Source organism: Burkholderia sp. YIM B11467 (assembly GCF_052952715.1).
In genome coordinates this window covers 297,576-323,869 of the sequence record NZ_JBQVSQ010000001.1, presented here as the reverse complement: position 1 = coordinate 323,869, position 26,294 = coordinate 297,576, and the positions used below count along the sequence as shown (strand labels likewise).

At 66.6% G+C, this 26,294-nt stretch carries 24 protein-coding genes; 11 read left to right on the top strand and 13 right to left on the bottom strand.

Annotated features, from left to right (window positions below; translation table 11 throughout):
* Positions 1 to 184: 184 nt before the first annotated feature.
* A complete protein-coding gene (locus tag ACTRWB_RS01470; protein WP_129516731.1) occupies positions 185 to 1,105 on the bottom strand; it encodes a LysR substrate-binding domain-containing protein in 921 nt (306 codons plus the stop codon).
* Positions 1,106 to 1,213: 108 nt separating this feature from the next.
* Here ACTRWB_RS01470 and ACTRWB_RS01465 point away from each other — a divergent pair, with 108 nt between their 5' ends.
* Together ACTRWB_RS01465 and ACTRWB_RS01460 are read left to right on the top strand one after the other, a co-directional pair.
* Positions 1,214 to 2,296: a tartrate dehydrogenase gene (locus tag ACTRWB_RS01465; RefSeq protein WP_446900659.1), complete on the top strand. Its 1,083-nt coding sequence runs from the start codon at positions 1,214 to 1,216 to the stop codon at positions 2,294 to 2,296.
* 189 nt (positions 2,297 to 2,485) lie between these two features.
* Positions 2,486 to 3,796: an MFS transporter gene (locus ACTRWB_RS01460; protein WP_446900658.1), complete on the top strand. Its 1,311-nt coding sequence runs from the start codon at positions 2,486 to 2,488 to the stop codon at positions 3,794 to 3,796.
* Between the two features lie 76 nt (positions 3,797 to 3,872).
* Here the strand turns inward: ACTRWB_RS01460 and ACTRWB_RS01455 are convergent, their stop codons facing one another.
* The 5 genes from ACTRWB_RS01455 to ACTRWB_RS01435 all read right to left on the bottom strand — a co-directional run bounded on the left by ACTRWB_RS01455 (position 3,873) and on the right by ACTRWB_RS01435 (position 10,191).
* Positions 3,873 to 4,667, bottom strand: a complete 795-nt coding sequence (locus tag ACTRWB_RS01455) for a polysaccharide lyase family 7 protein (RefSeq protein WP_446900657.1) — start codon at positions 4,665 to 4,667, stop codon at positions 3,873 to 3,875.
* A 381-nt stretch (positions 4,668 to 5,048) separates the two neighbouring features.
* The gene (locus tag ACTRWB_RS01450) at positions 5,049 to 5,546 is read right to left on the bottom strand and encodes a shikimate kinase (RefSeq protein WP_446900656.1); all 498 of its coding nucleotides are present in this window, start codon (positions 5,544 to 5,546) and stop codon (positions 5,049 to 5,051) included.
* A gap of 226 nt (positions 5,547 to 5,772) precedes the next feature.
* A complete protein-coding gene (gene argG / locus ACTRWB_RS01445) occupies positions 5,773 to 7,107 on the bottom strand; it encodes an argininosuccinate synthase (RefSeq protein WP_343490521.1) in 1,335 nt (444 codons plus the stop codon).
* A gap of 329 nt (positions 7,108 to 7,436) precedes the next feature.
* On the bottom strand, positions 7,437 to 8,507 hold the full coding sequence (locus ACTRWB_RS01440; RefSeq protein ID WP_446900655.1) for an FUSC family protein: 1,071 nt from the start codon (positions 8,505 to 8,507) through the stop codon (positions 7,437 to 7,439).
* Positions 8,508 to 8,658: 151 nt separating this feature from the next.
* Entirely contained in the window at positions 8,659 to 10,191 is a 1,533-nt protein-coding gene (locus tag ACTRWB_RS01435) for a sensor domain-containing diguanylate cyclase (RefSeq protein ID WP_446900654.1), read from the bottom strand.
* A 588-nt stretch (positions 10,192 to 10,779) separates the two neighbouring features.
* Between ACTRWB_RS01435 and ACTRWB_RS01430 the strand changes: the two genes are divergently transcribed.
* The 4 genes from ACTRWB_RS01430 (at position 10,780) to ACTRWB_RS01415 (ending at position 14,839) form a co-directional block, all read left to right on the top strand.
* Entirely contained in the window at positions 10,780 to 12,315 is a 1,536-nt protein-coding gene (locus ACTRWB_RS01430) for an amino acid permease (RefSeq protein WP_343490518.1), read from the top strand.
* Positions 12,316 to 12,577: 262 nt separating this feature from the next.
* Positions 12,578 to 12,823 (top strand): DUF3717 domain-containing protein, encoded by a 246-nt coding sequence (locus tag ACTRWB_RS01425; protein WP_048250082.1) that lies wholly within the window; start codon positions 12,578 to 12,580, stop codon positions 12,821 to 12,823.
* Positions 12,824 to 12,996: 173 nt separating this feature from the next.
* Complete coding sequence (locus ACTRWB_RS01420; protein WP_412025077.1) at positions 12,997 to 13,914, top strand: LysR family transcriptional regulator; 918 nt, start codon at positions 12,997 to 12,999, stop codon at positions 13,912 to 13,914.
* A gap of 109 nt (positions 13,915 to 14,023) precedes the next feature.
* Positions 14,024 to 14,839, top strand: coding sequence for an alpha/beta fold hydrolase (locus ACTRWB_RS01415; protein ID WP_446900653.1), 816 nt, complete (start codon positions 14,024 to 14,026; stop codon positions 14,837 to 14,839).
* A gap of 36 nt (positions 14,840 to 14,875) precedes the next feature.
* On the opposite strand, the gene ACTRWB_RS01410 is transcribed toward ACTRWB_RS01415, so the two are convergent.
* The 3 genes from ACTRWB_RS01410 to ACTRWB_RS01400 all read right to left on the bottom strand — a co-directional run bounded on the left by ACTRWB_RS01410 (position 14,876) and on the right by ACTRWB_RS01400 (position 17,680).
* Positions 14,876 to 15,229 carry a hypothetical protein gene (locus ACTRWB_RS01410; protein ID WP_446900652.1) on the bottom strand — a complete coding sequence of 118 codons (354 nt, stop codon included), beginning with the start codon at positions 15,227 to 15,229 and terminating at the stop codon, positions 14,876 to 14,878.
* Between the two features lie 179 nt (positions 15,230 to 15,408).
* Complete coding sequence (locus tag ACTRWB_RS01405; RefSeq protein ID WP_446900651.1) at positions 15,409 to 16,983, bottom strand: PqiB family protein; 1,575 nt, start codon at positions 16,981 to 16,983, stop codon at positions 15,409 to 15,411.
* Between the two features lie 34 nt (positions 16,984 to 17,017).
* Entirely contained in the window at positions 17,018 to 17,680 is a 663-nt protein-coding gene (locus ACTRWB_RS01400; protein ID WP_048250086.1) for a DUF3313 domain-containing protein, read from the bottom strand.
* Positions 17,681 to 18,070: 390 nt separating this feature from the next.
* Here ACTRWB_RS01400 and ACTRWB_RS01395 point away from each other — a divergent pair, with 390 nt between their 5' ends.
* Entirely contained in the window at positions 18,071 to 18,688 is a 618-nt protein-coding gene (locus tag ACTRWB_RS01395; protein ID WP_193101117.1) for a TetR family transcriptional regulator, read from the top strand.
* A gap of 121 nt (positions 18,689 to 18,809) precedes the next feature.
* On the opposite strand, the gene ACTRWB_RS01390 is transcribed toward ACTRWB_RS01395, so the two are convergent.
* The gene (locus tag ACTRWB_RS01390) at positions 18,810 to 19,430 is read right to left on the bottom strand and encodes a TetR/AcrR family transcriptional regulator (protein ID WP_446900650.1); all 621 of its coding nucleotides are present in this window, start codon (positions 19,428 to 19,430) and stop codon (positions 18,810 to 18,812) included.
* Positions 19,431 to 19,536: 106 nt separating this feature from the next.
* Between ACTRWB_RS01390 and ACTRWB_RS01385 the strand changes: the two genes are divergently transcribed.
* Positions 19,537 to 20,778 carry a glycosyltransferase gene (locus ACTRWB_RS01385; protein WP_446900649.1) on the top strand — a complete coding sequence of 414 codons (1,242 nt, stop codon included), beginning with the start codon at positions 19,537 to 19,539 and terminating at the stop codon, positions 20,776 to 20,778.
* Positions 20,779 to 20,787: 9 nt separating this feature from the next.
* Here ACTRWB_RS01385 and hutC read toward each other — a convergent pair whose 3' ends face one another.
* From hutC to ACTRWB_RS01370, 3 genes are all read right to left on the bottom strand, one after another.
* Positions 20,788 to 21,483, bottom strand: coding sequence for a histidine utilization repressor (hutC, locus tag ACTRWB_RS01380; protein ID WP_048250090.1), 696 nt, complete (start codon positions 21,481 to 21,483; stop codon positions 20,788 to 20,790).
* A 182-nt stretch (positions 21,484 to 21,665) separates the two neighbouring features.
* Entirely contained in the window at positions 21,666 to 22,793 is a 1,128-nt protein-coding gene (locus ACTRWB_RS01375) for a porin (protein ID WP_446900648.1), read from the bottom strand.
* 179 nt (positions 22,794 to 22,972) lie between these two features.
* Positions 22,973 to 23,287 (bottom strand): hypothetical protein, encoded by a 315-nt coding sequence (locus tag ACTRWB_RS01370; RefSeq protein ID WP_226800393.1) that lies wholly within the window; start codon positions 23,285 to 23,287, stop codon positions 22,973 to 22,975.
* Between the two features lie 337 nt (positions 23,288 to 23,624).
* Here ACTRWB_RS01370 and kdpF point away from each other — a divergent pair, with 337 nt between their 5' ends.
* The 3 genes from kdpF to kdpC all read left to right on the top strand — a co-directional run bounded on the left by kdpF (position 23,625) and on the right by kdpC (position 26,268).
* Positions 23,625 to 23,705, top strand: a complete 81-nt coding sequence (gene kdpF, locus ACTRWB_RS01365) for a K(+)-transporting ATPase subunit F (protein ID WP_063778223.1) — start codon at positions 23,625 to 23,627, stop codon at positions 23,703 to 23,705.
* 138 nt (positions 23,706 to 23,843) lie between these two features.
* Complete coding sequence (gene kdpA, locus ACTRWB_RS01360) at positions 23,844 to 25,547, top strand: potassium-transporting ATPase subunit KdpA (protein WP_446900647.1); 1,704 nt, start codon at positions 23,844 to 23,846, stop codon at positions 25,545 to 25,547.
* A gap of 10 nt (positions 25,548 to 25,557) precedes the next feature.
* Positions 25,558 to 26,268: a potassium-transporting ATPase subunit KdpC gene (gene kdpC, locus ACTRWB_RS01355; protein WP_446900646.1), complete on the top strand. Its 711-nt coding sequence runs from the start codon at positions 25,558 to 25,560 to the stop codon at positions 26,266 to 26,268.
* Positions 26,269 to 26,294 lie beyond the last annotated feature (26 nt).

The following is a 26,294-nucleotide window of genomic DNA, read 5'->3' as shown; positions in this document are numbered from 1 at the left end:
ATATTTCAATGCTTTGCTAACGAAGATGCCAAAATATTAGCACAATCGATGTGGCGCGTGAGCGTCTTGGGGGTGCATGTGAAAGTGTAAATATTTTGGCGATTAATCGATAAATTGGCCAAAATAATAGACATTTTTCATCCATTTCATGCGCGCGGAGTAGCCGTGCACCCCACCTCGATTCCTACACCGCCCTCAACCGCCCCAACTCCTCCGCCAGAAAATCGACGAACGCGCGAATCCGCGCGGACATCTGGTGACGCTGCGCATACACCGCATAGATATCGGCGCTTGGTGTTTCGTGGTCGGGCAGCACGATCACCAGGCGACCGTCGGCAAGATAGTCGCGGATATCCCATTCCGCGCGCATCAGGATCCCGTGCCCGTCGAGCGCCCACTTCACGGCGATCTCGCCGTCGTTCGTCGTCAGGTTGCCGTTGATCCGCACGGCTTCCGTGTTGCGCGCCGCGCCGCGGCCGCTCGTCAGCCGCCACACGCCGTAACCCTCGTCGCCTTGCCGGATGCCGATGCAGTTGTGCCGCGTCAGGTCGTGCGGCGTGGCGGGAATCCCGTGCCGCGCGAGATACGCGGGCGCCGCACACAGCAGCCGGCGGTTCGGCGCGAGCCGTCGCGCGATGACGCGCGTGTCGGGCGGCTCGCCGAAGCGGATGCACACGTCGAATGCATCGTCGGTGAGCGGCGGCGGCATCACCGACAGCTGCAGTTGCACCGACACCTCCGGATAGCGCGCGACGAAGCGCGAGATCGCGGGGCCGACGTGGCTGCGCCCGAAGCCGAGCGTCGCGTTCACGCGCAGCAGTCCCTTCGGGCGCTGCTTCGCGCTGCCGAGCAGTTCGCCCAGCTCGTCCATCTGGTCGAGGATCCGGCGCGCGTAGTCGAGATACACGTCGCCTTCGGGCGTCAGCATCATCCGCCGCGTCGTGCGGTTGACGAGCGTCACGCCGGCGCGCCGCTCCATCTGCGTGAGCCGCTTGCTGACGGCCGCCGCAGTCAGCCCGAGTTCGCGCGCGGCCGCGCTCAGGCTGCCCGATGCGGCCAGCGTCGAGAAGAAGCCGAGATCGGCCGGCTGGACGGTATCCGCCATGACGGGATTCGTGAATTGAAGTTAAAGATGCTTTGAGTCTAGCACCGGTTCCTGCACTGCCGGTTCGGTAAAGTGCGTTCACGCTCACGATCAATCGAGGATCTCCGCATGAAGACCTACCGTATCGCAACGATTCCCGGCGACGGCATCGGCAAGGAAGTGGTGCCGGCCGGCAAGCAGGTGCTGGAAGCGCTGGCCCGCGGCAGCGACCGTTTTGCATTCGCGTTCGAGGATTTCGACTGGGGCGCCGACTACTACCGCCAGCACGGCGCGATGATGCCGGCCGACGGCCTCGACGCGCTGCGCGACAAGGACGCGATCCTGTTCGGCTCGGCGGGCGACCCCGACGTGCCCGACCACGTGACGCTGTGGGGCCTGCGCCTGAAGATCTGCCAGGGCTTCGACCAGTACGCGAACGTGCGCCCGACGCGCATCCTGCCCGGCATCGACGCGCCGCTGAAGCGCTGCGGGCCGGACGACCTGAACTGGGTCATCGTCCGCGAGAACTCCGAAGGCGAATACGCGGGCGTCGGCGGCCGCGTGCACCAGGGCCATCCGATCGAGGTCGCGACCGACGTGTCGATCCTCACGCGCGCCGGCGTCGAACGCATCATGCGCTACGCGTTCCGGCTCGCGCAGTCGCGTCCGCGCAAGCTGCTGACCGTGATCACGAAGAGCAACGCGCAGCGGCACGCGATGGTGATGTGGGACGAGATCGCGAAGCAGATCGCGCAGGAATTCCCCGACGTGACGTGGGACAAGGAGCTCGTCGATGCGGCGACCGCGCGCATGGTCAACCGGCCGGCGTCGCTCGACACGATCGTCGCGACCAACCTGCACGCGGACATCCTCAGCGATCTCGCCGCGGCGCTCGCCGGCAGCCTCGGCATCGCGCCGACCGGCAACATCGATCCCGAGCGTCGTTATCCGTCGATGTTCGAGCCGATCCACGGTTCCGCGTTCGACATCATGGGCAAGGGGCTCGCGAATCCGGTCGGCACGTTCTGGTCGGTCGTGATGCTGCTCGAGCATCTTGGCGAAACGGAAGCCGCCGCGCGCGTGATGCAGGCGATCGAGGCCGTGACGGCCGACCCGTCGCTGCATACACGCGACCTCGGCGGCAGCGCGACCACCGCGCAGGTGACGGCGGCCGTCTGCGAGCGCGTCGCGAACGCGGTGACCACTGCCTGACAATCCCGACGATCACGGCGGTGCGTGCGCGCAACCGGTAGCGCGGCTGCCGCCCGTTCATCGTCCGCCGCATTTTCTTGCCCGCGACTCGCGCGTTCGACGCGAGCCGGGCGCCGGCCCGCACGCTTTGTGGCGGCGCCGGCGAGCATTCACAGACAGAGCACGGCTCGACCTCGAAGGAGGAGACACATGCAAGCGGAACTCGAAACCCGTGTCGCGCGGAAACTGATGTGGCGCATCATTCCGTTCGTGATGCTGCTTTACTTCGTCAGCTTTCTCGATCGCGTCAACGTCGGCTTCGCCGCGATGACGATGAACCACGCGATCGGCCTGTCGCCGACCGCGTTCGGATTCGGCGGCGGGCTGTTCTTCATCGGCTACTTCCTGTTCGAGGTGCCGTCCAACCTGATTCTGCACCGCGTCGGCGCGCGCATCTGGATCGCGCGCGTGATGATCACGTGGGGCCTCGTGTCGGCCGTGTCCGCATTCGCGGCCGGGCCGACCAGCTTCTACGTGCTGCGCTTCCTGCTCGGCGTGGCCGAAGCCGGGTTCTTCCCCGGCATCATCCTGTACCTGAGCCTGTGGTTCCCCGCGAAGCAACGCGCGGTGGCCGCCGCGTGGTTCATGGCGGCCGCGCCGATCTCGACCGCGATCGGCTCGCCGCTGTCCGGCGCGATCATGCAGATGCCGCCGATGTTCGGGCTCGCCGACTGGCAGATGCTGTACATCATCGAAGCGCTGCCGGCGGTCGTGCTCGGCTTCGTCGTGCTCAAGTGCCTGACCGATTCGCCGTCGAAGGCCGCGTGGCTGCGGGCGGACGAGCGCGACTGGCTGATCGCGAAGCTGAAGGCCGAAGCCGACGTGCGCCACACGCATGTCGGGCATACGGCCGGCGCGTGGCAGGCGCTGCGCGATCCGCGCGTGCTGGCGCTCGCGCTGATCTACTTCGGCACGTCGGCCGGGCTGTACACGCTCGGCCTGTGGGCGCCGCTGATGGTCAAGCAGTTCGGCTTCACCGCGCTGCAGACAGGCTTGCTCACCGGCATCCCGAGCATTGCCGCCGTCGTCGCGATGATCGCGTGGGCGCGGCATTCGGATCGCACCGGCGAGCGCACGTGGCACGTCGTGATTCCGTGCGTGCTCGCGTGCATCGGCTTCGTGTTCGCGGGGCAGGCGAGCACCGCGCTGCTGACCGTGCTCGCGCTGGTCGTCGTCAACATCGGGATCAGTGCCGCGAAGGCGCCGCTGTGGGCGATGCCGAGCGCGTTCCTGTCCGGCGCCGGCGCGGCCGCCGGGATCGCGATGATCAACTCGATCGGCAATCTCGGCGGGTTCGTCGGGCCGTTCGCGATCGGCTGGCTGAAGCACGTGACGGGCGGGTATGCGGCGGGGCTCTATGTGGTGGCGGGCACGCTCGCGGTGTCGGCGATCGTCACGCTGATGTTGAGTCGGAAGGGCGCGAGGGAAGAGGCCGTGGCGGGCGTGCGGCATCACCCGTAAGCGCGGCGCGTGCGCTGAAACGCCGGACCGGGCGCGCATCGCGTGCCGGTCCGGCGTACTGCGTCATGATGTGCGATTACGCATGCGTCAACGTCAGCGCATAGAACTTCACGACGGTGCCGGGTGTCGTCAGCGGTGTGCCTGACACCGCCGTCTGATCGTAGTCGCCGGCCTTGAAGTAGAAGCTCTCGCCGTCGAAGCTCGAATCCATCGTGAAGGTCTTGGTCGTGCCGTTCACCGTGACGGTGATCGTCGTGCCGCTCAGGCTCAGCGCATAACTGAACGTCGTGCCGACGCCGACCGTCGTGATCGCCGTGGTCTTCGCCGAGCCGCCCTGGTTGGTGTTTTCGAGCAGCAGTTGCACGACACCGCCGGACGTGACCTGCAGCTCGCACAGCGGCTTGCTCGGGCCGGTGCCCTGGAAGATCTGGCCGATCGTCGTGTGACTGGGTACCTGCGTGACGGCCACCGTCGCATTCAGCCGGTTGGTGCCGGACGTCGGCCAGATCGTGTTCTCTCGCAGTTCGGTGCGCGGGTGCAGCGAGCCGGACGTCGTCCAGCCCTGCGTCGGGTCCATCATCACCATCGAGCCGTCGCTCGCGTCCGTGTAGAAATACGTCGGGTTCACGTAGCCGCCCGCGAGCGATGAACCGCTCACCGTGTCGACCTTGCCGGACGAGCCGGTCGGCAACTGCAGCGTGAACGGCGCGAGGTTGAAGTTCGAGCCGGGCGGGTTCGACGGGCTGAGCGCCATCGTCGTGGCTTGCTGGCGGGCGACGGCGGCCGGGCTGGCCGGGTCGTCACCGCCGCAGGCGGACAGGCACGCAACGGACAGAACGGCGACGACGCAAGGGATGATCCTGTTCTTCATGGTGTCTCTCTCTGATGGTCCGTGGCTGGGCGCCACGTTGTGGATAACGTTTTCCTTTTATGGCGCACGATCGCCGGAGGGGAGATCGGTTGCCTGTAGAAAGCACTCCAAAATACAGAAAGCAGGTATGTCTAGAAGGCTGAAAGAATGAGGCAGTAAATCGCGGGATAAATGGAAAACGTGAAGCTTGCAATCGACTTTCTGCGGCGACTTCATCAGTCGATCGAGGGTGATGCTAGCAAGAAGCTCACGAAGAGTAAACGTTTTCCTTTTGTGGTGAATCGGGAGGGTGAATCCCTGCGTACGCAACGAATGATCGTCGCGATCGCAGCGACGGATGCCGCTTCGCGCGTCGGCTTGTCGTACGTCGACCAGCGGCCGTCAGGACGCCGCGTCGGCGACGTGCTGCGCGATACGCGCCGCACAGGCATCGGGCGTCGCGCCGGACGTATCCAGCACCATCTGGCTGAATGCCCGCGACGCATAACCTTCGCGATACATCTCGGCGATTCGGTTGCGCTCCCAATCCGTCAGCGCGCGCGAACCGCGATTCGACGCTGCGATCGCTTCGGGCGGCGCGAGCGTGACGACGAACAGCCGTGCGTCGCGCGCATCGCAGGCCGCGCGCAACCGTTCGAATTCCGCTTCGCCGATCGGATAGGCAATCACCAGGTGACGCTCGCGCGCATTCGCGACCTGCGTGACGAGACGTTCCAGCGCGATCGCCCATTGCACGTCGAACGGTGCGTCCTCGGGCGCATCGTGATCGTCGCCGTCGATGAAGCGCGCGTCGGGCAGCACGCGTGCGAGTGCGAGGCCGATCGTCGTCTTGCCGCTGTTGATCGGGCCGTTCAGGTGGATGACGGTGAGAGGGCTCATGAGGACGGACAGGAATCGGACGACTCGCAGCTTGCCATGACTGCCGTGGCGGTGCAGTGCCGTTTGGGCGTGGCGCGGGTTGGTGCGGGTGGTGCGATTGCGGAGGGAAAGCGGAACGGCGGGGAGAGGCGGGAGGAACAGCATGCTGCGTGCGCGATGATTTGCACACGCAGCCTGCTCGGCCGTGCCGCATTCAGCGATGCGGCACGGCGTCGAACGAAGCGACTTACTTGTCGTCGCTCTTGATCTGCGGCAGCGCCGACGATTCACCCGGCGTCAGTAGGCCGACTTGCGCATACACGCGCAGCTTGTCGCGCGTATCGGTGATGTCGAGGTTGCGCATCGTCAGCTGGCCGATCCGGTCGCGCGGCGAGAACGTCGACGCGACCTTCTCCATCGACAGGCGTTCCGGCTGGTACGTGAGGTTCGGCGACTTCGTGCTCAGGATCGAGTAGTCGTTGCCGCGGCGCAGTTCGATCTTCACTTCGCCGGTGATCGCGCGCGCGACCCAGCGTTGCGCGGTTTCGCGCAGCATGATCGCCTGCGGGTCGAACCAGCGGCCCTGGTACAGCAGGCGGCCGAGACGGCGGCCGTTCTCGCGGTACTGCTCGATCGTGTCTTCGTTGTGGATGCCGGTGACGAGACGCTCGTATGCGATGTACAGCAGCGCGAGGCCCGGGGCTTCGTAGATGCCGCGGCTCTTCGCCTCGATGATCCGGTTCTCGATCTGGTCGCTCATGCCGAGGCCATGGCGGCCGCCGATGCGGTTGGCTTCCAGCAGCAGCTCGACCGGGTCGGTGAACTCGATGCCGTTCAGCGCGACCGGCTGGCCGGCTTCGAAGCGCACCGTTACTTCTTCCGCGGCGATCTTCACGTCGTCGCGCCAGAACGCGACGCCCATGATCGGGTTCACGATCTTGATGCCGCTTTCGAGGCTTTCGAGATCCTTCGCTTCGTGCGTCGCACCGAGCAGGTTCGAATCGGTCGAATAGGCCTTCTCGGCCGACATCTTGTACGCGAAGCCCGCCTGGCGCATGAATTCGGACATTTCAGCGCGGCCGCCGAGCTCGTCGATGAACGTCTGGTCGAGCCACGGCTTGTAGATCTTCAGATCCGGGTTCACGAGCAGGCCGTAGCGGTAGAAACGCTCGATGTCGTTGCCCTTGTACGTGCTGCCGTCGCCCCAGATGTTGACGCCGTCTTCCTTCATCGCGGCGACGAGCATCGTGCCCGTCACGGCGCGGCCGATCGGCGTCGTGTTGAAGTACGTGACGCCGGCGGTCGTGATGTGGAACGCGCCGCTTTGCAGCGCCGCGATGCCTTCGGCGACGAGCTGCGCGCGGCAGTCGATCAGACGGGCGCCGGCTGCGCCGTATTCGATCGCACGCTTCGGGATCGCGTCGTAATCGTCTTCGTCGGGCTGGCCGAGGTTCGCCGTATATGCGTACGGGACGGCGCCCTTCAGTTTCATCCAGTGCAGCGCGGCGCTGGTGTCCAGGCCGCCGGAGAAGGCGATACCGACCTTCTGGCCGGTCGGGAGGCTTTCGAGAATCGTGCTCATAGGAATTACCGTGGATTGGGTCCGGTGGGATCGTATTTCGCGGAATATGCGAGTATCGGCTGTCCGGGAAGTTGGAGCAAGGGCTGATTTTCGCGCGGATTCGTCGTCGGGCCTGTCGCGGCGGGCCTGGCGGGCGGTTAACCAGGCGGAGAACGCCGTGCGAATCGGTGCGAAATGGCGGCCGAAACGGGCTGGGCAAGCTGCAGTCGCGGGTCGTATTTCCGGGGCCGGATCGGTGGAAGGGCGGGGCCGTCGTCGTCAGGTCGCCGACCCACCGTACCGAAAGGCATATGAAAGACAGGCGTGTGAAACCCGGATTCCCGCTTGCTTCAGATATTCCACGACTGGGCGGTATCGAGCAGCTTCTCGCGCAACTGATCGACTTCGCCGGCCAGCTTGGCCGTGATCGACACATAACCGGACAGTTGCGGCGGTGGCGCGTCGTGCGGCGGATCGGCCGGCCGGCGGCGCGGCGCGAGCCGGCCCGGCGTGCCGAACTTGAGCGCGCGGCTGGCACCGACGAGCGTGTCGCGGATGCGCCGGTTCACGGCTTTCATGTCGACGCGCATGTATTCGCGGGCCGCGACGTCGTCGCGGGCCGGCACCGCGCTCGACAGGATCTCCAGGTAGCCGATGCACAGGCGCAGGCTGCGCTGGATCGCCTCGAGCTGCATCATCGACGTCTCGCATTCCTTCGACACCGACGGCATCAGCGAACGCAGCTGCACGAGCAGCGCGCTCAGCGCGGCCATTTCCTTCAGGTGCGCGTCGTCGCTCACGTGGCGGTCGCCCGCGAGCCGCGCATGCACGGCCGCGCACGCGCGCAGCGCGTCGGCCAGCTTGTAGCGCCACGAGTAGGTCGCATAGAGCGGCAGCGCGAACGAGAACGCCAGCGCGATCGCGATGCCGGTCAGCACGTTCACCGCGCGCCACAGGCCGTCGACGATCTCGTTGTCGCCGTGCCCGGCCACGATCACCATCGTGATCGCCGACAGTAGCGCGATATAGCCGGCCTTGCCGATCGCGTGATACGCGCAGAAGCCGCAGGCCACCGCCATCAGCAGGTAGATCGCGAGCGGCGCGTGCACGACCGAATACAGCAGGATCAGCCCGAGCCCCGCGAGCGCGCCGATCGACGTGCCGAGCGCGCGCTCGGCCGCCTTCTTGCGGATGTTGCCGTGATGCTGCAGCCCGCCGACGACGATCAGCACGGTGATCGTCGACCACTCGCCGTGCGGCACGCGCAGGCCGGTGGACAGGCCGATCGACACGAGAATCGCGAGCGCGACGCGCGCCGCATGGATCAGCTTCGCGTGCCGGTAGCGGCGGTACGGGTCGAACAGCGGGCGAAGCGCGTTGCGCAGGAGCAGCGGCAGCCGGGTAGGGAGAGAGGCGGTCATGACGGAACTGGGGTGGCCGGATTGCGCACGGCGGCCTGCGCGGGCCGGCGCCGCGCCGCGTGCGCAGCAGACGTAACGTAGCCGAACGCGCGCGGGCTGTCCACGGCGGGGCGGTCCGGCCGGGCCGGCCGCCGCGTTACGTCACATCACGTCACGCCGCGTCCTGCGTCGGCTGCGCGTCCGACACGCGGTTGCGGCCGCCGGACTTCGCGCGGTACAGCGCCTCGTCGGCGCGCCGCAGCAGCGTCGCGGCGTTCATGCGGCCGTCGGCGGCGGTCGCCGTGCCGATGCTGGCCGTGACGCGCCCGTACGGGCTTTGCACATGGTCGATGTCGAGCCCCGCGATCGCGCGCCGGATGCCTTCGGCGACGGTCGCCGCCCCTTGCGCGTCGGTGTCGGGCAGCGTGACGACGAATTCCTCGCCGCCGTAGCGCGCGACGTGGTCGCCGTCGCGGCGCAGGCAGCGCGACGCCGATTGCGCGACGCGGCGCAGCACCTCGTCGCCGGCCAGGTGGCCGTAGTAGTCGTTGAACGCCTTGAAGTGATCGACGTCGACGAACAGCACCGACAGCGGGCGGCCGCTGCGCGCCGCACGCTGCGTCTCCTTCGTGAGCACCGCGTCGAACGTGCCGCGGTTGTCGAGGCCCGTCAGCGAATCGGTGTGCGCGAGCCGGTACAGCTTCGATTCGGCGATCTGCCGGCGCTTCAGCTCGCGCGACAGCGCCAGCGAACCCCACGCGATGAACCCGGTGAACAGGCACATCAGCACGACGGTCCAGACCGCGCGGTGGTGCCACGACGCGTAGATGTCGATCTCGGCGGGTGCGACGTCGACGATCAGCGGCAGGCCGGCGAGATGCTTGTAGACATAGACGCGCCGGATGCCGTCGATCGCGCCGGTGCCCGTCAGCTCGCCGGCGCGGCTGTGCAGCGACTCGATGAACAGCGGCGAATTGTGCAGGTCGAGGCCGACCACGCGTGCGTCGTACGGCAGGCGCGACACGAGCGTGCCGTTGTCCTCGACGATCGCCGCGCTGCCGTGCTTGCCGACCGCGAGGCCGTCCAGCAGCGCGCGGAAGTAGTCGACGCTGAGCGTGCCGACGACGATGCCGCCGAACGTGCCGTCGGACAGCGTGATCCGGCGGCTGAGCGCGATCGTCAGTGCGCCGCCGCGCAGCCGGGACGCATACGGCCGGCTGAGGTACAGCCCCTGGACGAGCCGGTCGCGATGCGCGGCGAAATAGTCGCGGTCGGCGAAATTGCCGTTGCGCGGCGGCGATGCGCCCGAATCGATCACGATATTGCCGTGCGGGTCCATCACGAAAATCGACCCGAGATACTCGCCGGTCGCCGCGCGGTCGAACAGCAGCCGGTGGCGCTGGCGCGGCGGCAGTGTCATGAGCTCCGGATCGGCGATGCCGTCGACGACGTTTTGCAGCGACAAATCGTAGAGTTCGATATTGCGCGCGATATCGCGTTCGATCAGCAACATCAGGTTGCGCGCATTTTCGACCGCATGGTCATACGCGTCGCGTCGCGCCTCGATTAATAGCGACGTGGAAAGTCCCCAACTGAACATCAGCAGGACGATGCCCGCAACGAGCACGCCGCGGGGCGACAGAACGCGTGCCACGATCGACGCCGTATGGCGGCGCAACGTGGCGGGCAGTGGGAATGACTTCATCCTCGAGGGGTGGCGGGCGGCGGATATTCGCGTCGTCGACGGTTCCGCGCGCTGATTATTTCGAATTAAGCCGCATTATCTCGCGAATTCCTGCAACTCGCGTGCGCATGCAAAACATGCATGCGGGAACGGCGATTCGAAACGATTACGCATCATTACCGCATTGCACGCGGGCGATTTGATTTGAATCAATTATCAGTATCGGTCGTTTTGTCTGAATAATGATGCGCTCATCGGTTGATTTGGCGTATCGACGCGGTATTTGGCGGATTGCGACAGGAAGGCGCGTACTTTTTACGAATCGGTAAACCGGATAACCCCCATGCATTCGTGGTTATTGCACCGGGACGCGCCATGCGTGGAACGGATGCCGCCAACTCCTTGATTCTGCGAAATCTCCCCCGCGGCGGCGGGCGTTTGCGCGTGCGCTGTCCCCGTGGCGAATCAGGTAGAATCCGCGCTTCGCCGCAGGCGCCCGCCGCGCAACGCGTATCGGGGCCGCATCGAATGCATCGCAGGACGCGCCTCGCGCTCCGATTCCGCATGCGCCGGCTACGGATGCCGGCCCGCTCAACGTTCGTCTCGTTTATGTCCGCAATTCCGAAATCCGACCCACCCGGTTCGTCCGCGAACCCACCCAAGCTTCATCGCGCGCTGAAGGCGCGCCACCTGACGATGATCGCCATCGGCGGCTCGATTGGCACGGGCCTGTTCGTCGCGTCCGGCGCGTCGATCTCGCAGGCCGGCCCCGGCGGCGCGATGGTCGCGTACATGCTCATCGGCCTGATGGTCTACTTCCTGATGACGAGCCTGGGCGAGATGGCCGCGTTCATGCCGGTGTCGGGTTCGTTCGCGACCTACGGCGCGAAATACGTCGACGAAGGCTTCGGTTTCGCGCTCGGCTGGAACTACTGGTACAACTGGGCCGTGACGATCGCGGTGGAACTGGTGGCCGCGCAGCTCGTGATGCACTACTGGTTTCCGGACGTGCCGGGCGTGTGGTGGAGCGCGGCCTTCCTCGGCGTGATGTTCCTGCTTAACGCGCTCACCGTGCGCGGCTTCGGCGAAGCCGAATACTGGTTCGCGCTGATCAAGGTCGTCACCGTGGTCGCGTTCATCGGCGTCGGCCTGCTGATGATCTTCGGCATTCTGAAGGGCGCGCCGAGCAACGGCTGGGGCAACCTGACGATCGGCGACGCGCCGTTTGCGGGCGGCCTGCCGGCGTTGATGGGCGTCGCGATGATCGCGGGCTTCTCGTTCCAGGGCACCGAGCTGATCGGCGTCGCGGCCGGCGAATCGGAGAACCCGCGCACGACGATTCCGCGCGCGGTACGCCAGGTGTTCTGGCGCATCCTGCTGTTCTACGTGTTCGCGATCTTCGTGATCGGCGTGCTGATTCCCTATACCGACCCGAACCTGCTGAAGACGGACGTGACCGACATCGGCGTGAGCCCGTTCACGCTCGTGTTCCGCCACGCGGGCCTCGCATTCGCGGCCGGCGTGATGAACGCGGTGATCCTGACCGCCGTGCTGTCGGCCGGCAACTCGGGCATGTACGCGTCGACGCGGATGCTCTACACCCTCGCGACCGAAGGCCGCGCGCCTAAGGTGTTCGCGAAGCTGTCGCCGGGCGGCGTGCCGCGCAATGCGCTGTATGCGACGACGGCCGTCGGCGCGCTGTGCTTCTTCACGTCGCTGTACGGTGACAAGACCGTGTACCTGTGGCTGCTGAACACGTCGGGGATGACGGGCTTCATCGCGTGGCTCGGCATTGCGGTCAGCCATTACCGGTTCCGCAAGGGCTACGTAAAGCAGGGTTATGCGCTCGACCAGCTGCCGTACCAGTCGAAGTGGTTCCCGTTCGGCCCGCTGTTCGCGTTCGTGCTGTGCCTCGTGATCGCGCTCGGGCAGGACTATCAGGCGTTCCTCGCGAACCGGATCGACTGGGCCGGCGTGATCGCGACCTATGTCGGCATTCCGCTGTTCCTCGTCGTGTGGCTCGGTTTCCGGTTCCTGAAAAAGAGCCGTTTCGTGCGCTACGAAGACATGGAAATCGCGCCGTGGATCGCCGCGAGCCGCGGCGCGCAACCGCAGTCGGTGACGAATCGCGAAACCGCGGGCTGACGCGGGCGCGGCACGCAGCCGCGCGACGTGCGATGAAACGGGAAGCCTTGCGCTTCCCGTTTTTTTTGCCCGGCTTTTGCCTGCACGGGGTCAAAGCCGGTTATATTGCCCGACCCTACCGGGCCACGGCCCGGCCGGCGCGACAGGCGCAGCGCGGATCGGCATCCGGCGCGCGCGGCGCGCGACGGCCGGCGGCGCCCGGCGTTTCCATCGTTCCATCCGGGCCGGCACGGCCCGCGGAGCGCGCATCCCAGAGGAATCCATGAGCGCATCACCCGCCGAGCGGAAGGCCGGACCCGTTTCCATCGTGCGAATCGAAGCCGCGATCAACGCGTGGCGCGAAGTGTACCCGCCGGCACCGGACGGCGAGGACGGCTACGCGCTCGACGCCGGCAGCAACTGCCTCGCCGAGCTGTACGGCACGATGATCTGCTATCAGCTGCCGGACGTGCCGCTCGACTCGCTGAGCAACGCGCAGCGCGACGCGCTCTACGCGACCGAGGTGTGATGGGCGGTCGTGACGCTGCCGTCAGGCGGCGTCGATGAAACAACGGGAAGCTCGCGGGCTTCCCGTTTTGCTTTGGGCGGCGCGGCGCGTGGCGGTTGGCGCCGCCTGGGGTATCGTCATGGCATGGTCCGGCGGTGGCTTGACGTCGGGACCCTGTCCGGGAGACATCGAAAATGGAGTTGAGACACCTCCGCTACTTCGTCGCGGTCGCCGAGGAGCGGAATTTCACGCGGGCGGCGGAACGGCTGCATATCGCGCAGCCGCCGCTGAGCCGGCAGATCCAGCAGCTCGAGGAGACGCTCGGCGTGCCGCTGTTCGAGCGTAACGCGCGGCCGCTGAAGCTGACCGACGCGGGGCGCTTCTTCTATTCGCATGCGGTGCAGCTGCTCGCGCAGACGACCGAACTCGAATCGATGACGAAGCGGGTCGGCAAGATCGAGCGCAGCATGTCGGTCGGTTTCGTCGGCTCGACGTTGTACGGGATGCTGCCGAAGATCATCCGGCGCTTTCGCAGCGAGTATCCGGCCGTCGAGCTGAGCCTGCACGAGATGTCGACGATGGACCAGATCAAGGCGCTGAAGGAAGGGCGCATCGACGTCGGGTTCGGGCGTATCCGCCACGAGGATCCGAGCGTGCGGCGCGTCGTGCTGCGCGAAGAGCGGATGATCGTCGCGCTGCCGGTCGGCCATGTGCTCGACAGCGCGAAGCCCGTGCTGTCGCTGCACGATCTCGTGAACGACACGCTGATCATCTTCCCGAAGGCGCCGCGCCCGAGCTATGCGGACCAGGTGCTCGCGGCGTTCCACGATCGCGCGCTGCAACCGCGGCGGATCTACGAGACGCGCGAACTGCAGATCGCGCTCGGCCTCGTCGCGATGGGCGAGGGCGTGTCGGTCGTGCCGCACAGCGTGTACGGGCTGAAGCGCGACGACATCAGCTACAAGCCGCTCGACGATCCGAACCTCGTGTCGCCGATCATCATGAGCATGCGGATGCTCGACGAATCGGAGGACATCCGCGCGATGCAGGCGCTGATCTACCGGCTGTACGACGAAGCGCAGATGGAGTACCTGCCGCCGCAGCCCGAATGAGCCCGCGCGCGGTGAGGGCTTGCTTGACGCCGCGCGCGCTCGCGGGCCAACATGCGGCGATTCGATGGGGCCGTCCATGGACGGCCGCTTTTACGCAGACGACAGACACATGACCGAGAGCCTGATCGAGGAGACCACCATCGAGACGCCGCAAGGGCGTCTCTTTGCGAAGCGCTGGCGCGCCCGTCCGCTGCAGGACGCGGCGGGCGTATCCGCGCCGGCCGCACCGATCGTGCTGCTGCACGATTCGCTCGGCTGCGTCGACTTGTGGCGCGACTTTCCCGCGCAACTCGCCAGCGCCACGCAGCGCGACGTGATCGCGTACGACCGTCTCGGCTTCGGCCGTTCGGACCGTCATCCGGGAACGCTCGGCACGACCTTCGTGCGCGATGAGGCCGACCACGCGTTCGACGCGTTGCTCGAACAGCTCGGCGTCGATGCGTTCGTCGCGTTCGGGCACAGCGTCGGCGGCGGGATGGCGGTCGGGTGTGCCGCCGCGCATCCGGATCGTTGTCGCGCGCTCGTCACGATCGCCGCGCAAGCATTCGTCGAGGATCGCACGCTGGCCGGCATTCGCGACGCCGGGCAACAGTTCGACGAACCGGGGCAACTCGACCGGCTCGCGCGTTATCACGGCGACAAGGCCGAATGGGTGCTGCGCGCGTGGGTCGACACGTGGCTGTCGCCGGCCTTTCGCGACTGGAATCTCGACGACGACTTGCCGCGCGTGCAATGCGCGACGCTCGCGATTCACGGCGAAGACGACGAATACGGGTCGGACGTGCATCCGAAGCGGATCGCCGCGCGCGTCGCGGGGCCGTCGTCGTTCCTGTTGCTCGGCCAATGCGGGCACATGCCGCACCGCGAGCGGACGGACGACGTGCTGGCAGCCGTGGCGACGTTCCTGCGCGACGCGGACGCCTGAGCGCCCCGGCAACCGGCGGGCCGGGCCCGCCGGCTGTCAGAACGCCAGCTGGATCGCGAGGTCGATCGCGAGCAGCGCGATCGAGCAGCCGATGCCGAGGATTACGTTCGGCAGCCGGTGTTCGAAATCGCGATTGTCGCGGCGCATCGCGGCGCCGAGCAGGAAGATCGCCTCGACGACGATCTGCAGCCCGACGAACAGCAGCATCAGCAGATACTCGTAACCCATCTGCTTGAACGCGGCGAATTGCATCCCGTGATCGCGGATCCACTGGCCGACGCGCAGCAGTTCGTAAACGAACAGCAAGGCGGGAAACAGGTAGCTGATGAAATAGGTCGGCGCGGTGGCGTGCCGTAGTTCGAGGTGGAAATACTGATGCGTGGTGGTCATCACGAATCCCTCCTTGCAACGCATGATTGCGGTTGCGACGGCGGCGCGACAACGTGCGAATGGCGGGGTTACCCGAGGCACCGTGCGCAGCCGTACGACACCAGCATACTGCTGCGCGGGAAATTTGGCATGCAGTGCGTGCGTTCGTCGTAAAAATCCGTCAGTGCCGCGCGACGCGCTCACGGCGCCGTACGGGCCGGATGCGTGGTGCCCGATACATTCGGTAACAACCATTCCGGATGCTGTTCCAGATCGCCGGCCAATGCGCGCAGCGCACTCGACGTTCGTGCGAATTGTGCCAGCGTGCGGTGGAGGTTCGATGCGCTCGCACCCTCTTGCCGCAGCGTCGCCTGCGCGGCTGTGAATGCCTGTCGCGCGTTGCTCAGCGCATCATGCGCATGCGGTGCAAGTTCGGTATCGAGTTGCGCGAACAGCGCATTGGTGTTCACGAGCGCTGCGTTCAGATTCGCACCCATCCGATCGAGCGGCAACCGGGACAGGGTTCCGGCGATGTCTGCAATTTGTACGCGCAGCACGTCGAGCGTGCCGGGCACGGTCGGGAGCGCGATCGGCTCGCGATTCGTGTCGACCGACGCGGGCGGCGCGTGCGGGAACATGTCGAGCGCGACATACGAGCGGTTCGCGATCGGATTGCCCATGCGCAACTGGCCGCGCAAACCGCGCGCGACGAGCGTGCGCAGCAGCGCCTTGCCGGCCTCGGTGTTGCCGTCGCCGAGCACGTCGCGGTAGCGCTGCCCGAGGCGATCGGGGTAGAGCGCCATCGTCACGCGCATCGTCACGTCGCCGCGTGCTGCGTCGTATTCGGTACCGACGGCCGTCACGTTGCCGAGTTCGATGCCGCGAAAATCCACCGGCGCGCCGACATCGAGGCCGCGCAGCGAGCGATCGAAACGCATCACGACGGGCGCGGCCGGCGCGTTCGGCGTGCGCATCGCATCGATTTCATCGTCGGCCACGCGAAAGCGCGCGCCGTCCGGCGCCGCGTCGATCGACGTGCGCCCCGGCGGCGCCGCGAACGCGAGCGCGCCGGCGAGCAGCGCGGCGAGCGATGGCGTGCCGAGTGTCATGCCGCCCGCGTCGAGCCGCAGGCCGAGGCCACCGGCCTGCCACCAGCGCGCGTCCGTATCGACATACCGATCGAACGGCGCGGCGACGAACACGTCGATCGAGACGCCGTGCCCGCCGGTATCGAGTGCATAACCGGTCACCTGGCCGACGCGCGCGCGCCGGTGATAGACCGGCGAGCCGATCGCAACCGAGCCGAGCGAGGTCGCGCGCAGCGTGTAGTGACGGCCGCGGTCTTCCGTGAGCGGCGGTGCATCGAGCCCGACGAACGTCGTGCGCGATTTGCGCGAATGGCCGAGCGCGGCCGCGATGTAGGCACCGGACTGCAACGAATCGAGACCGGAAAGGCCACCGGGCCCGATGCGCGGCCGCACGATCCAGAAGCGTGTGTCCGCAACCGCCAGTGCCCGAGCATCGGTGTCCAGTCGTACCTCGACGCGCACGCCCGGTTGCCCGCGCAACGCGCGTACGTTTGTGACGCGGCCGACTTCGACGTTGCGCAGCCGCAGCGTCGATCGGCCGGCTTCCAGTCCGTCGGCTGTCGCGAACGCGAGCGTGATCGTCGGCCCGCGACTGCCGAGCGACGTGACACCCCATGCGACACAGAACGCGGCGGCCGCGAGCGGAACGATCCAGAAGAGCGCCGCTCGCGGCCAGCGGGCATGCATCTGCGCGAAACACGCCAACGTGTGCCGGCGCGTGTCAGTCGAATTGCGCGACGAGTGCATCGGCGCCCTTGTCGATGCCGGTTTTCGCCGCGCTGAGCGCGCCGAAACTCGCGCCGATGTTCATCGCATTCGGATACTGCTTCGTCACGTACGCGTTGATCAACCGGTTCGTCGCTGCATCGCGGATCTCCACCGCGTAGATGACCGAGCCCGTGAACGCACCCTCGCGGCCACGGATCGCCTGCACACCGTTGTAGACGTTGCCCGCGAGATCGAAATGCGCGAATGCGCCGGCAAACGTCGTGGTCGTCACGGCGCCCGTCAGCGTCAGCTTCACACGCAGTGTGTCGGGGCCCGGCGTGCTCGTCAGCTCGAAGCGCTTGCCGAGCTTCTTCGCGAACGTGTCGCCCATGTACGCGGCAAGCGTCGATTTGTCCTGGTCGGTCAGGTCGCCGAACTGATGGTCGGTGCCGCGATAGACGGCGACCGGGTCCAGGATCAGCTTCCGGTACTGATGCCAGTCCGCCGGCAGCGCGTAGCGGTAGGGCACGCGGCCGGACTTGTCCTGCGGATCGCTGCGCAGATAGGGCGACGATTCGATGCCGCTGTAGCGGGCGGGCTGGACGCCGGCGCATCCGGCGAGCGCGACGCACAGTGCGGCATTGAGCAGGTGGCTGGGCTTGATCGATCGGTTCATCTGATTCTCCGGGTCGGGGTTCGCGCCGGGGGTGCCGGTGCGAAGGGTGGTGCAACGGGGTGGTGTCGCCGCTTGGGGTTCATGAAAAAAACCAACCAGACGGTTTGTTTTTGGGGCGTAATGACCGCATGAATATCGGGAGCGGCAGGTGGTCCGGCAGTGCTCATCGGCCCGGCAGTCGTGCCACAGGCGGCGATCGCGTACCGGTGACCGGTGCGCGAAACAGCCGTGAATCCGGCCGGAGCCGATGCGGGAGCCGATCGTAGCACCGCCATTTCCGGATGTAAACCGACCAGGCGGTTTGTTTGTGATAGACTCCGCGCACTTCCTGCATGCGACCGGGCCGGTTCGGCGCGGTCGCATTGCGCCACTCCATACCGGGGAAAGTTCATGGATAACCCGACGCGTTCCGAGCGAACGCGCACTGCCGCGATCCAGGCGGCGCTCGCGATCCTCGAGCGCGACGGCCCGGGCAAGCTCACGTTCGATGCGATTTCGCGCGAAAGCGGCATCAGCAAGGGCGGGCTGATGCATCAGTTCCGTACGAAAGGCGATGTGCTGAACGCGCTGATGGAACATCAGCAGGAGTACTACCAACGATTCCAGCGCGACTACCTGGCGGCACGCGATCCGGGTGAGGCGCAGCCGACGCTGTCCGCGCAGATCGCGACGATGCGCGAAGTGATCGACCAGCAGCCGTCGGCGGCGCTCGCGATCATGGCGGCGCTGGTCGAGGATCCCGCGCCGCTGCAGCGGGTTCGGGATATCGATGGCGAGAACGCGAAGCGCATCGCGGCTGAATCGGGCGATCCCGATCTTGCGCTGCTGCGCTGGAAGGCGGCCTGGGGCCTCGCGTTATCGGCGATGTTCGGGCTGTGTCCGCTGTCGGACGACGAACGCGCGCGGCTGTTCGATCGTTTGCTCGACGAGACGCAATGGCCGTCGGGCGGCGATGCTGCCGCCGCGCAACGCGGCACACCGGCGGCGAAAGCGTCGCGGAAAAAATGAAGCGCGCGTTTGTCGCATGCGGCGCGGCGGTCGCCCGTTTCGTGCGCTCGCTGCTCGCGGTCGTGCTCGGGCGCTTGTGAGTTGATGAGCTTATGACCGCCTGACCGGCGGTTTGCGCCGCTCAGCGCTTCGCTTCCGCGCCTTCGACAAACAGTTTCGCGACCGACTGAAACTCCCGTTTCAACGACAACCCCGGCACGGTCAGCCAGCGCAGCATCGCCGCGAGATACAGGTGATGAAACCACGTCGCGAGCTGGTCGGCCCGCAGCGTTGCGTTCAGTTCGCCGGATTGCTGCCCCGCGACGATCAGTTGCTGCCAGACCAGCGCGATATCGCTGCCGTTCTCTCCGCCGCTTTCCGGTTCGACCGTGCCGATGCTCAGAAAGCGGTGCCGCAGATAGGCGAGCAGGTACACCGGATGTTGCTCGCACCACGCGGCCGATGCATCGAGTACGCAGCCGATGCGTGACGCGAAGGTCTTGCGCCGCGCAACGTCACGCTGCAGATGCGCAAGATCGCGCGCGAGTTCGCCTTCGAGCCAGTGCGCGAGCACGGCTTCCTTCGTCGGAAAGTGGTTGTACAGCGTGCGCTTCGCGACGTCGGCCTGCGCGGCGATCTGCTCCATCGTGACGGCCTCGTAGCCGTGTGCATCGAACAGGCGCGCGCCGGTGGCGGCGAGATGCGCCAGCATCTGGATGCGCTTGCGCGCTCGGCGGCCCGGATCGTCGGTCGGAATCGGCATGGCGGGAGGGATTGACTGAAAGTGCACGAATTGCATTAGTATACGACGTGCACTTTTATGAATCCACCCGTTTCCATCCGTTTCTGCTGCGTACGAGGAGTCATGCATGAAGCTCGTCATCGCCACCTACGGCACCGAAGGCGACACGCGCCCGCTTGCGGCGCTCGGCCGTGCGCTGATGGACGCCGGCCACGACGTCCGGCTGCTGGCCGATGCCGCGACGCTCGGCTCGGCCGCCGCGCTCGGTGTGCCGTCGGCGCCGTTGTCCGGTGATATCCGCCGCGCGATTGCGCCGGATGGCGCGTTGTCGGATGCAGTGCGCGGGCGCGGCGGCTTCAACGACACGTCGAAGGCGCTTGCGGCGATCGCGAATGCGAACACGGCCGCATGGATGCGAGAAATCACTGACGCGTCGGCCGGTTGCGACGCGATCCTCGTGTCGGGCCTCGCGTCGTTCGTCGGGCTGTCGGTCGCCGAGTATCGCGGCGTGCCGGCAATCGGCACGGGCATGATCCCGATTACGCCAACTGCGGAATTCGCGTCGCCGTTCCTGCCGCCGGGCAAGTTGCCGCGCTGGCTGAACCGCGCGAGCCACCGGTTCGTGAACGCGCTGCTGTGGCAGGCATTCAGGAAGGCGACGAACGCGGCGCGCGCAAGCGTCTGCGGGTTGCCGCCGCGCAAGCGGGTGTGGACCGACCATCCGATGCTGTACGGCGTGTCGCCGGCGCTGTTGTCCGGGCCGGCCGACTGGCCGTCGCAGGCGCTTGCATGCGGCCAGTGGCGGATCGATGCGCGCGCATGGATGCCACCGCCCGAACTTTCCGCGTTTCTCGACTCGGGCGATCCGCCGGTGTATATCGGTTTCGGCAGCATGGCCGGGTTCGACCGGGCCGCGATGGCCGACGCGCTGGTCCATGCGCTCGCCGGGCGGCGCGCGCTGTTCTATCCGGGCTGGAGCGGCATCGATGCGTCGCTGTTGCCGGCGCACGTGTGCGTGATCGGCGAAACACCGCACGACTGGCTGTTCCCGCGCACGTCGATGGCGATCCATCATGGCGGGTCGGGCACCACGCATTCGGCCGCGCGGGCCGGCATTCCATCGGTCGTCGTGCCGTTCGCGGGCGATCAGTTCTTCTGGGCGGACCGGCTGAAGAGGCTTGGCGTGACGGATGCGCCGGTGGCGGGGCGGCGCATGGACGCCGCTGCGCTTGCACGGGCGATCGCGTTTGCCGAACGCGGCGACACGAAGGCGCGTGCCGTGGAACTCGGCACGCGTATCGCGCAGGAGGACGGTTTGAAACTGGCGGTCAGTGCGATCGAGCGATGGGGGCGGCCCGGCGCGCGCTGATGCCGCGCGTCAGAAATGCCCGGTGAACCGGTAACGGCTGCCCGGATGCCACAGGTTGGCGACCGACGCGACCATTCCTTGCGACCACGTGCGCCGATGCAGCAGCAGGCACGGCTCGCGGTCGTCCATCGTCAGATGGCGGCGCGTTTCGGTGTCGGGCATCGCGGCCTCGATCCGGTATTCGACGCGCTGCAGCGGCGCGACGCGTGTCAGGTACTGGTTCGGCGTCGTCGTCGTGAAGTCCTGCAACGCGTATTCGGGCGCGCAGGCCGGATTGACCCAGCGCTCCTCGAGCTGCACGGGCGTGTCGTTTTCGAAGTGCAGCACGCGCGAATGGAAGATCGGGCTGCCCGTGTCGAGCTGCAGTTCGTCGGCGAGCTTCGCATCGGCGATGGCCGCGCCGACCTGCAGCACCTGCGCGCGATAGCCGTGGCCGCGCGCGGCGACTTCGTCGGAGATGCTGCGGATCGCGACGAGCGTCGATTCGTATTTCGGCGACGCGACATACGTGCCGGAGCCGCGCGTGCGCGTGAGCACCTGCTCGGCCGTCAGCTCGCGCAGCGCGCGGTTGACGGTCATCCGCGCGACGTTGAATTCGCGCGCGAGCTCGTTCTCCGACGGCACCTGGTCGCCTTCCGCCCATTCGCCGGCATGAATGCGCGCGAGGATGAAGTCCTTGATTTCCTGATAGATCGGTGTGGTCATGGGATCACGGTTCGAGTGTCGGCAGCGGCCCGCCGCCGATTGCCGATCCGGCGCGCGCCCGGCGCCGAGTGTACCGGTTTCGCGGACGCGCGGGCCCGGATTTCCCGAATGATCCCTGTTCGGCCGGCGCGCGTCCATGCGGGATTGCACAGAGCGGCCGGCCTGCGACGATGCGCGCGCGGTCAGAACCGATGCCGGATCCCGACCGTCGCGACCACCTGCGTGTTCGTCGACGAAGCCGCGAGCCCCGTGACGTTCGCGAACCCGAGCGTCGTGCCCGACGGCACGCCGAACTGGTGCTGGTACACGGTTTCCGCATACACGTCGGTACGCTTGCTCAGCGCGTAGTCGGCCATCAGCGTCACCTGATGCCATTTCGGTCGGTGGCTGCCGGTTGCATCGTCGTAGCGGCCCTCGGTGAACGTATAGGCGCCCGCGAGCGAGACCGCCGGCGTCAGCGCGTAGCGCGCATTGACCTCGTAGTTGTCGAAACGCAGCGCGTTCAGCGCGCCAGGCAGCGACGATTCGGCCGTTTCGTCGAACATCGAATGCGTCCACAGCGCGCCGACTGTCAGCCGGTCGAACGCGTAGCTGCCGCCGGCGCCCATCACGCGCTGGCGCACGGCCGGGAAGTTCGCCCCGTCGTTGTTCGACAGCGCACCGCCGGCCGTCAGCCCGCCGCGGTTGAGCTGCAGGTACGCGGCGCCGAGGTTGACCGGCCCGTTCGCATACGACACGCCGGCGCTGTACGCACGGTTGTTCGCGAAGCCGCCGGCCGCGTTGCTGAACCCGTACAGGCCGCCGAACTGCCAGCCGGCGAGCGTCGGGCTCGTGTATTTCACCGCGTTGTCGATGTAGAACGAATCGTCGATGTTGTCGTTGTCGAACGGATGCGACGCGAGGTTGTTGCCGTCGCCGTTGTTCGCCATCGCGAGCGGGCCGAGATAGTCGACGACGGCGTCGTACTGGCGGCCGAGCGTCAGCGCGCCGTACTGGTCGCTCTGCAGGCCGACGTACGCACGGCGGCCGAACATCGTGTTCCGGTACGACTGCGTGCCGTTGTTCAGGTTGAAGCCGTTCTCGAGGCGGAACAGCGCATGCAGGCCGCCGCCGAGATCCTCGTTGCCGCTCAGGCCGAAGACGGTATTCGACAGCAGGCCGCTGCCTTGCTGCCACGCGCTTTTACCCGACTGGTTGTTCGTATAGACGATACCTGCGTCCAGCATCCCGTAGAGCGTGACGCTGCTTTGCGCATGCGCGGCGGCGCCGAAGAATGCGAGGGAGAGGGTACCGACGACTGCTTTTTTCATGGAGAGTGCTTCCTGGAAAGGCCCGTCACGACGGGAACGACGATCCGTCGCGCGCACCCGTCGCGAACGCACGCGGCTCGTGAAGAACCGTGCGCGTTCGCGCCGGATACGCGCGTTCGAATCGATGAAAGGGTGATGGACGCGTGACGCGTGTCACGTGTGGCCGCAGTAAACGCCGGCTAGTGCTGCAACAAGCGGATCGTGCCGAATTCGGCGGCCGGCAACAGGCGGAGGATCGACAGGATTGCCGGCGACGCCTGCGAGCGCGCGACTTCGAGCTCGATGCACGCGCGCCCGGTGCGGTTGTCGATCGCGGCGGTGTAGAAGTTGAGCGCGGCGCCGACGGCCTGATGCAGGCGACGCCGCACGAGCGCGAGGTTGTCCGATTCGACGCGGATCGACAGCAGCACGAGTTCGTCCGCGGGGGACCGGCGCCGCGAACGCACGGGCGGCAGATCGCGTGAAGCAGCGGATTCGGTTCTGGTCGGTTTCATGCTTTCATCCCCGGGTCGCATCATGCTCCGCACCGCGGAGATCTCGTGTTGTTCATGGCGCCCATTCTAGGAATCGCCGCGGCGATACGGTGTATAGACTCGCACCGACCCTGAAAAGAACGCGTAAAGACACCGGTTCCGCCGGCTTTCGTCTTTACGGCTTTTTTATTCCCTGTAAAGAAAATGAACACCGCTTTGATACGCGGATTTCTACACTGTCGCATCCCATTCGCCAGTCGAGCATGGGGGCGTCACTCGGGCCACCGCCGACACGGCAAGGCCGATGCGCCGACGATCGCGTGGATAAGCCGCGCAACCGAACAAAAAGGGGAAAGCCATGTTGTGGATCACCGGCGCGTTATCAATCGCGCTCTTTATCTATCTGTTTCATGCGTTGATCAAGCCCGAGCGGTATTGATCGGCGCGATTCAACAGAAATTCGAAACTATCGGTGGATGTCATGAGCGATCTGCTTTTCGTACTGTTCACACTCGCGTTCTTTGTATTGACGGCCGGTTTCATCACCGGCCTCGACCGGATCTGAGCGAGCGTCGACATGTTCAACAACTTCATTCAATTCGCGATCGTTCTCGCGATCATGCTGGCGCTGGTACCTGTCGTCGGGACATGGCTCGCGCACGCCTTCACGAGCCCGCGCCACGCGTGGGCCGAACGCCGTACCTATGCGCTACTCGGCGTGAATCCCGACGAAGCGATGTCGTGGCAGCGCTACGGCATGGTGCTGCTGCTCAGCAATGCCGGGATGATGCTGCTCGGTTATCTGCTGCTGCGGATCCAGGATGCGCTGCCGTTCGATGCGCTGCAGCGCGCTGCGCAAAGCCCCGACCTCGCCTTCAACACGGCCGCGTCGTTCATCACGAACACGAACTGGCAGGCGTATGCGGGCGAGAGCAGCCTGTCGAACTTCTCGCAGATGGCCGTCATCACGTTCCTGATGGTGGTCAGCGCGGCAACCGGCGTTGCGGCCGCGGGCGGTTTCATCCGCGGGCTGAGCCGCAAGAGCGCCGCCGACATCGGCAACTACTGGGTCGATTTCACGCGCGTGACCTATCGCGTGCTGCTGCCGCTCAGCTTCGTGATGGCGCTCGTGTACGTGTGGCAGGGCATGCCGCAGACGCTCGCGTCCGACGCATGGGCGACCACGCTCGAAGGCGTGCGCCAGCAGATCGTGATGGGGCCGGTTGCCAGCCTCGAGTCGATCAAGCATATCGGCACGAACGGCGGCGGCTTCTTCAGCATGAACGCCGCGCATCCGTTCGAAAACCCGACGCCGCTCACCAACACGCTGCACATGCTGTCGATGCTGCTGATTCCGTCCGCGCTGACCTACACGCTCGGCACGATGATCGGCCGGCGCCGCCAGGGCTGGGTGATCCTCGGCGCGTTCGTCGTGATGTTCGTCGGGTTCCTGGCCGTGATCTACCAGGCCGAGCAGCACGGCAATCCGTTGCTTACCGGGCTCGGCGTCGACCAGCAGATGAGCGCCATGCAGCCGGGCGGCAACATGGAAGGCAAGGAGATGCGCTTCGGCATCGCGCAGACGAGCCTGTTCGCGACCGTCACGACGGCTGCGACCACCGGTTCGGTCGACGCGATGCATGATTCGCTGACGCCGCTCGGCGGGCTCGTGCCGATCGCGCAGATGATGTTGAACAACGTGTTCGGCGGCGACGGCGTCGGGCTGATCAACCTGTTCACGTTCGCGATCCTCACGGTGTTCCTCGTCGGGATGATGATCGGGCGCACGCCGGAATTCCTCGGCAAGAAGATCGAGGCGCGCGAGATGAAGCTCGTGATGCTCGCGGTGCTCGCGCATCCGTTCAGCATCCTCGGCTTCACCGCGCTGGCGGCGATGCTGCACTCGACGATGGACAGCCTCGCGAACCTCGGCCCGCACGGCTTCAGCGAAGTGCTGTACGCATACACGTCGGGCACGGCCAACAACGGCTCCGCGTTCGCGGGCCTGAACGCGAACACGCCGTTCTTCAACACGACGATCGGCTTCGCGATGCTGATCGGCCGCTACCTGACGCTGCTGCCGATGCTCGCGGTCGCGGGCAGCCTCGCCGCGAAGAAGAGCGTGCCGGAAAGCGCGGGCACGCTGTCGACGTCGACGGGCCTGTTCGCCGGCCTGCTGATCTTCGTGATCCTCGTCGTCGGCGGTCTCACGTTCCTGCCCGCGCTCGCGCTCGGCCCGGTCGTCGAGCACCTGCTGATGTCGGGCGGCCAACTGTTCTGAGGGAAACATCATGATGCAAGGCAATCGCCAGGCAGCGGCCGCCGCCGCGCCGGCACCCGGTTCTTCGTTCGGCGCGGCGACGCGCGGCCTCGTGCGGCCGGTGATCGCATCGTCGGTGCTGTTCATGCTCGTCACCGGCATCGCGTATCCGCTGCTCACCGCGGGCGTCGCGAACGTGCTGTTTCCGTCGCAGGCTCGCGGCAGTCTCGTCCAGCGCGACGGCACGACGATCGGCTCGGCGGTGATCGGGCAGAACTTCACGCGCGCCGGTTACTTCCATTCGCGGCCGAGCGCGACGACCGGCACCGATCCGGCCGATCCGTCGAAGACGATCGACCAGCCGTACAACGCGGCCGGCAGCGGCGCGAGCAACCAGGGCGCGACCAGCAAGAAGCTGCTCGCGGATATCGCGCAGCGCGTGCGGGCGTACCGGCAGGAGAACGGGCTCGCCGACGGCACGCCGGTGCCGGCGGACGCCGTCACCGCGTCCGCGTCGGGGCTCGATCCCGAGATCTCGGTCGCGAACGCACGGCTGCAGGCGGCGCGGGTCGCGCAGGCGCGCGGCGTCGATGCCGCGCAGGTCGCGGCACTGGTCGACCGGATCGCCGCACCGCGCCAGCTCGGCGTGCTCGGCGAACCGCGCGTGCGCGTGCTCGACCTGAATCTCGCACTTGACCGCGCATTCGGCCACGCGGCCGGCGCGCGGCAAGCGCAGCAATAACGGAGTCACTCATGTCTCATATCGAA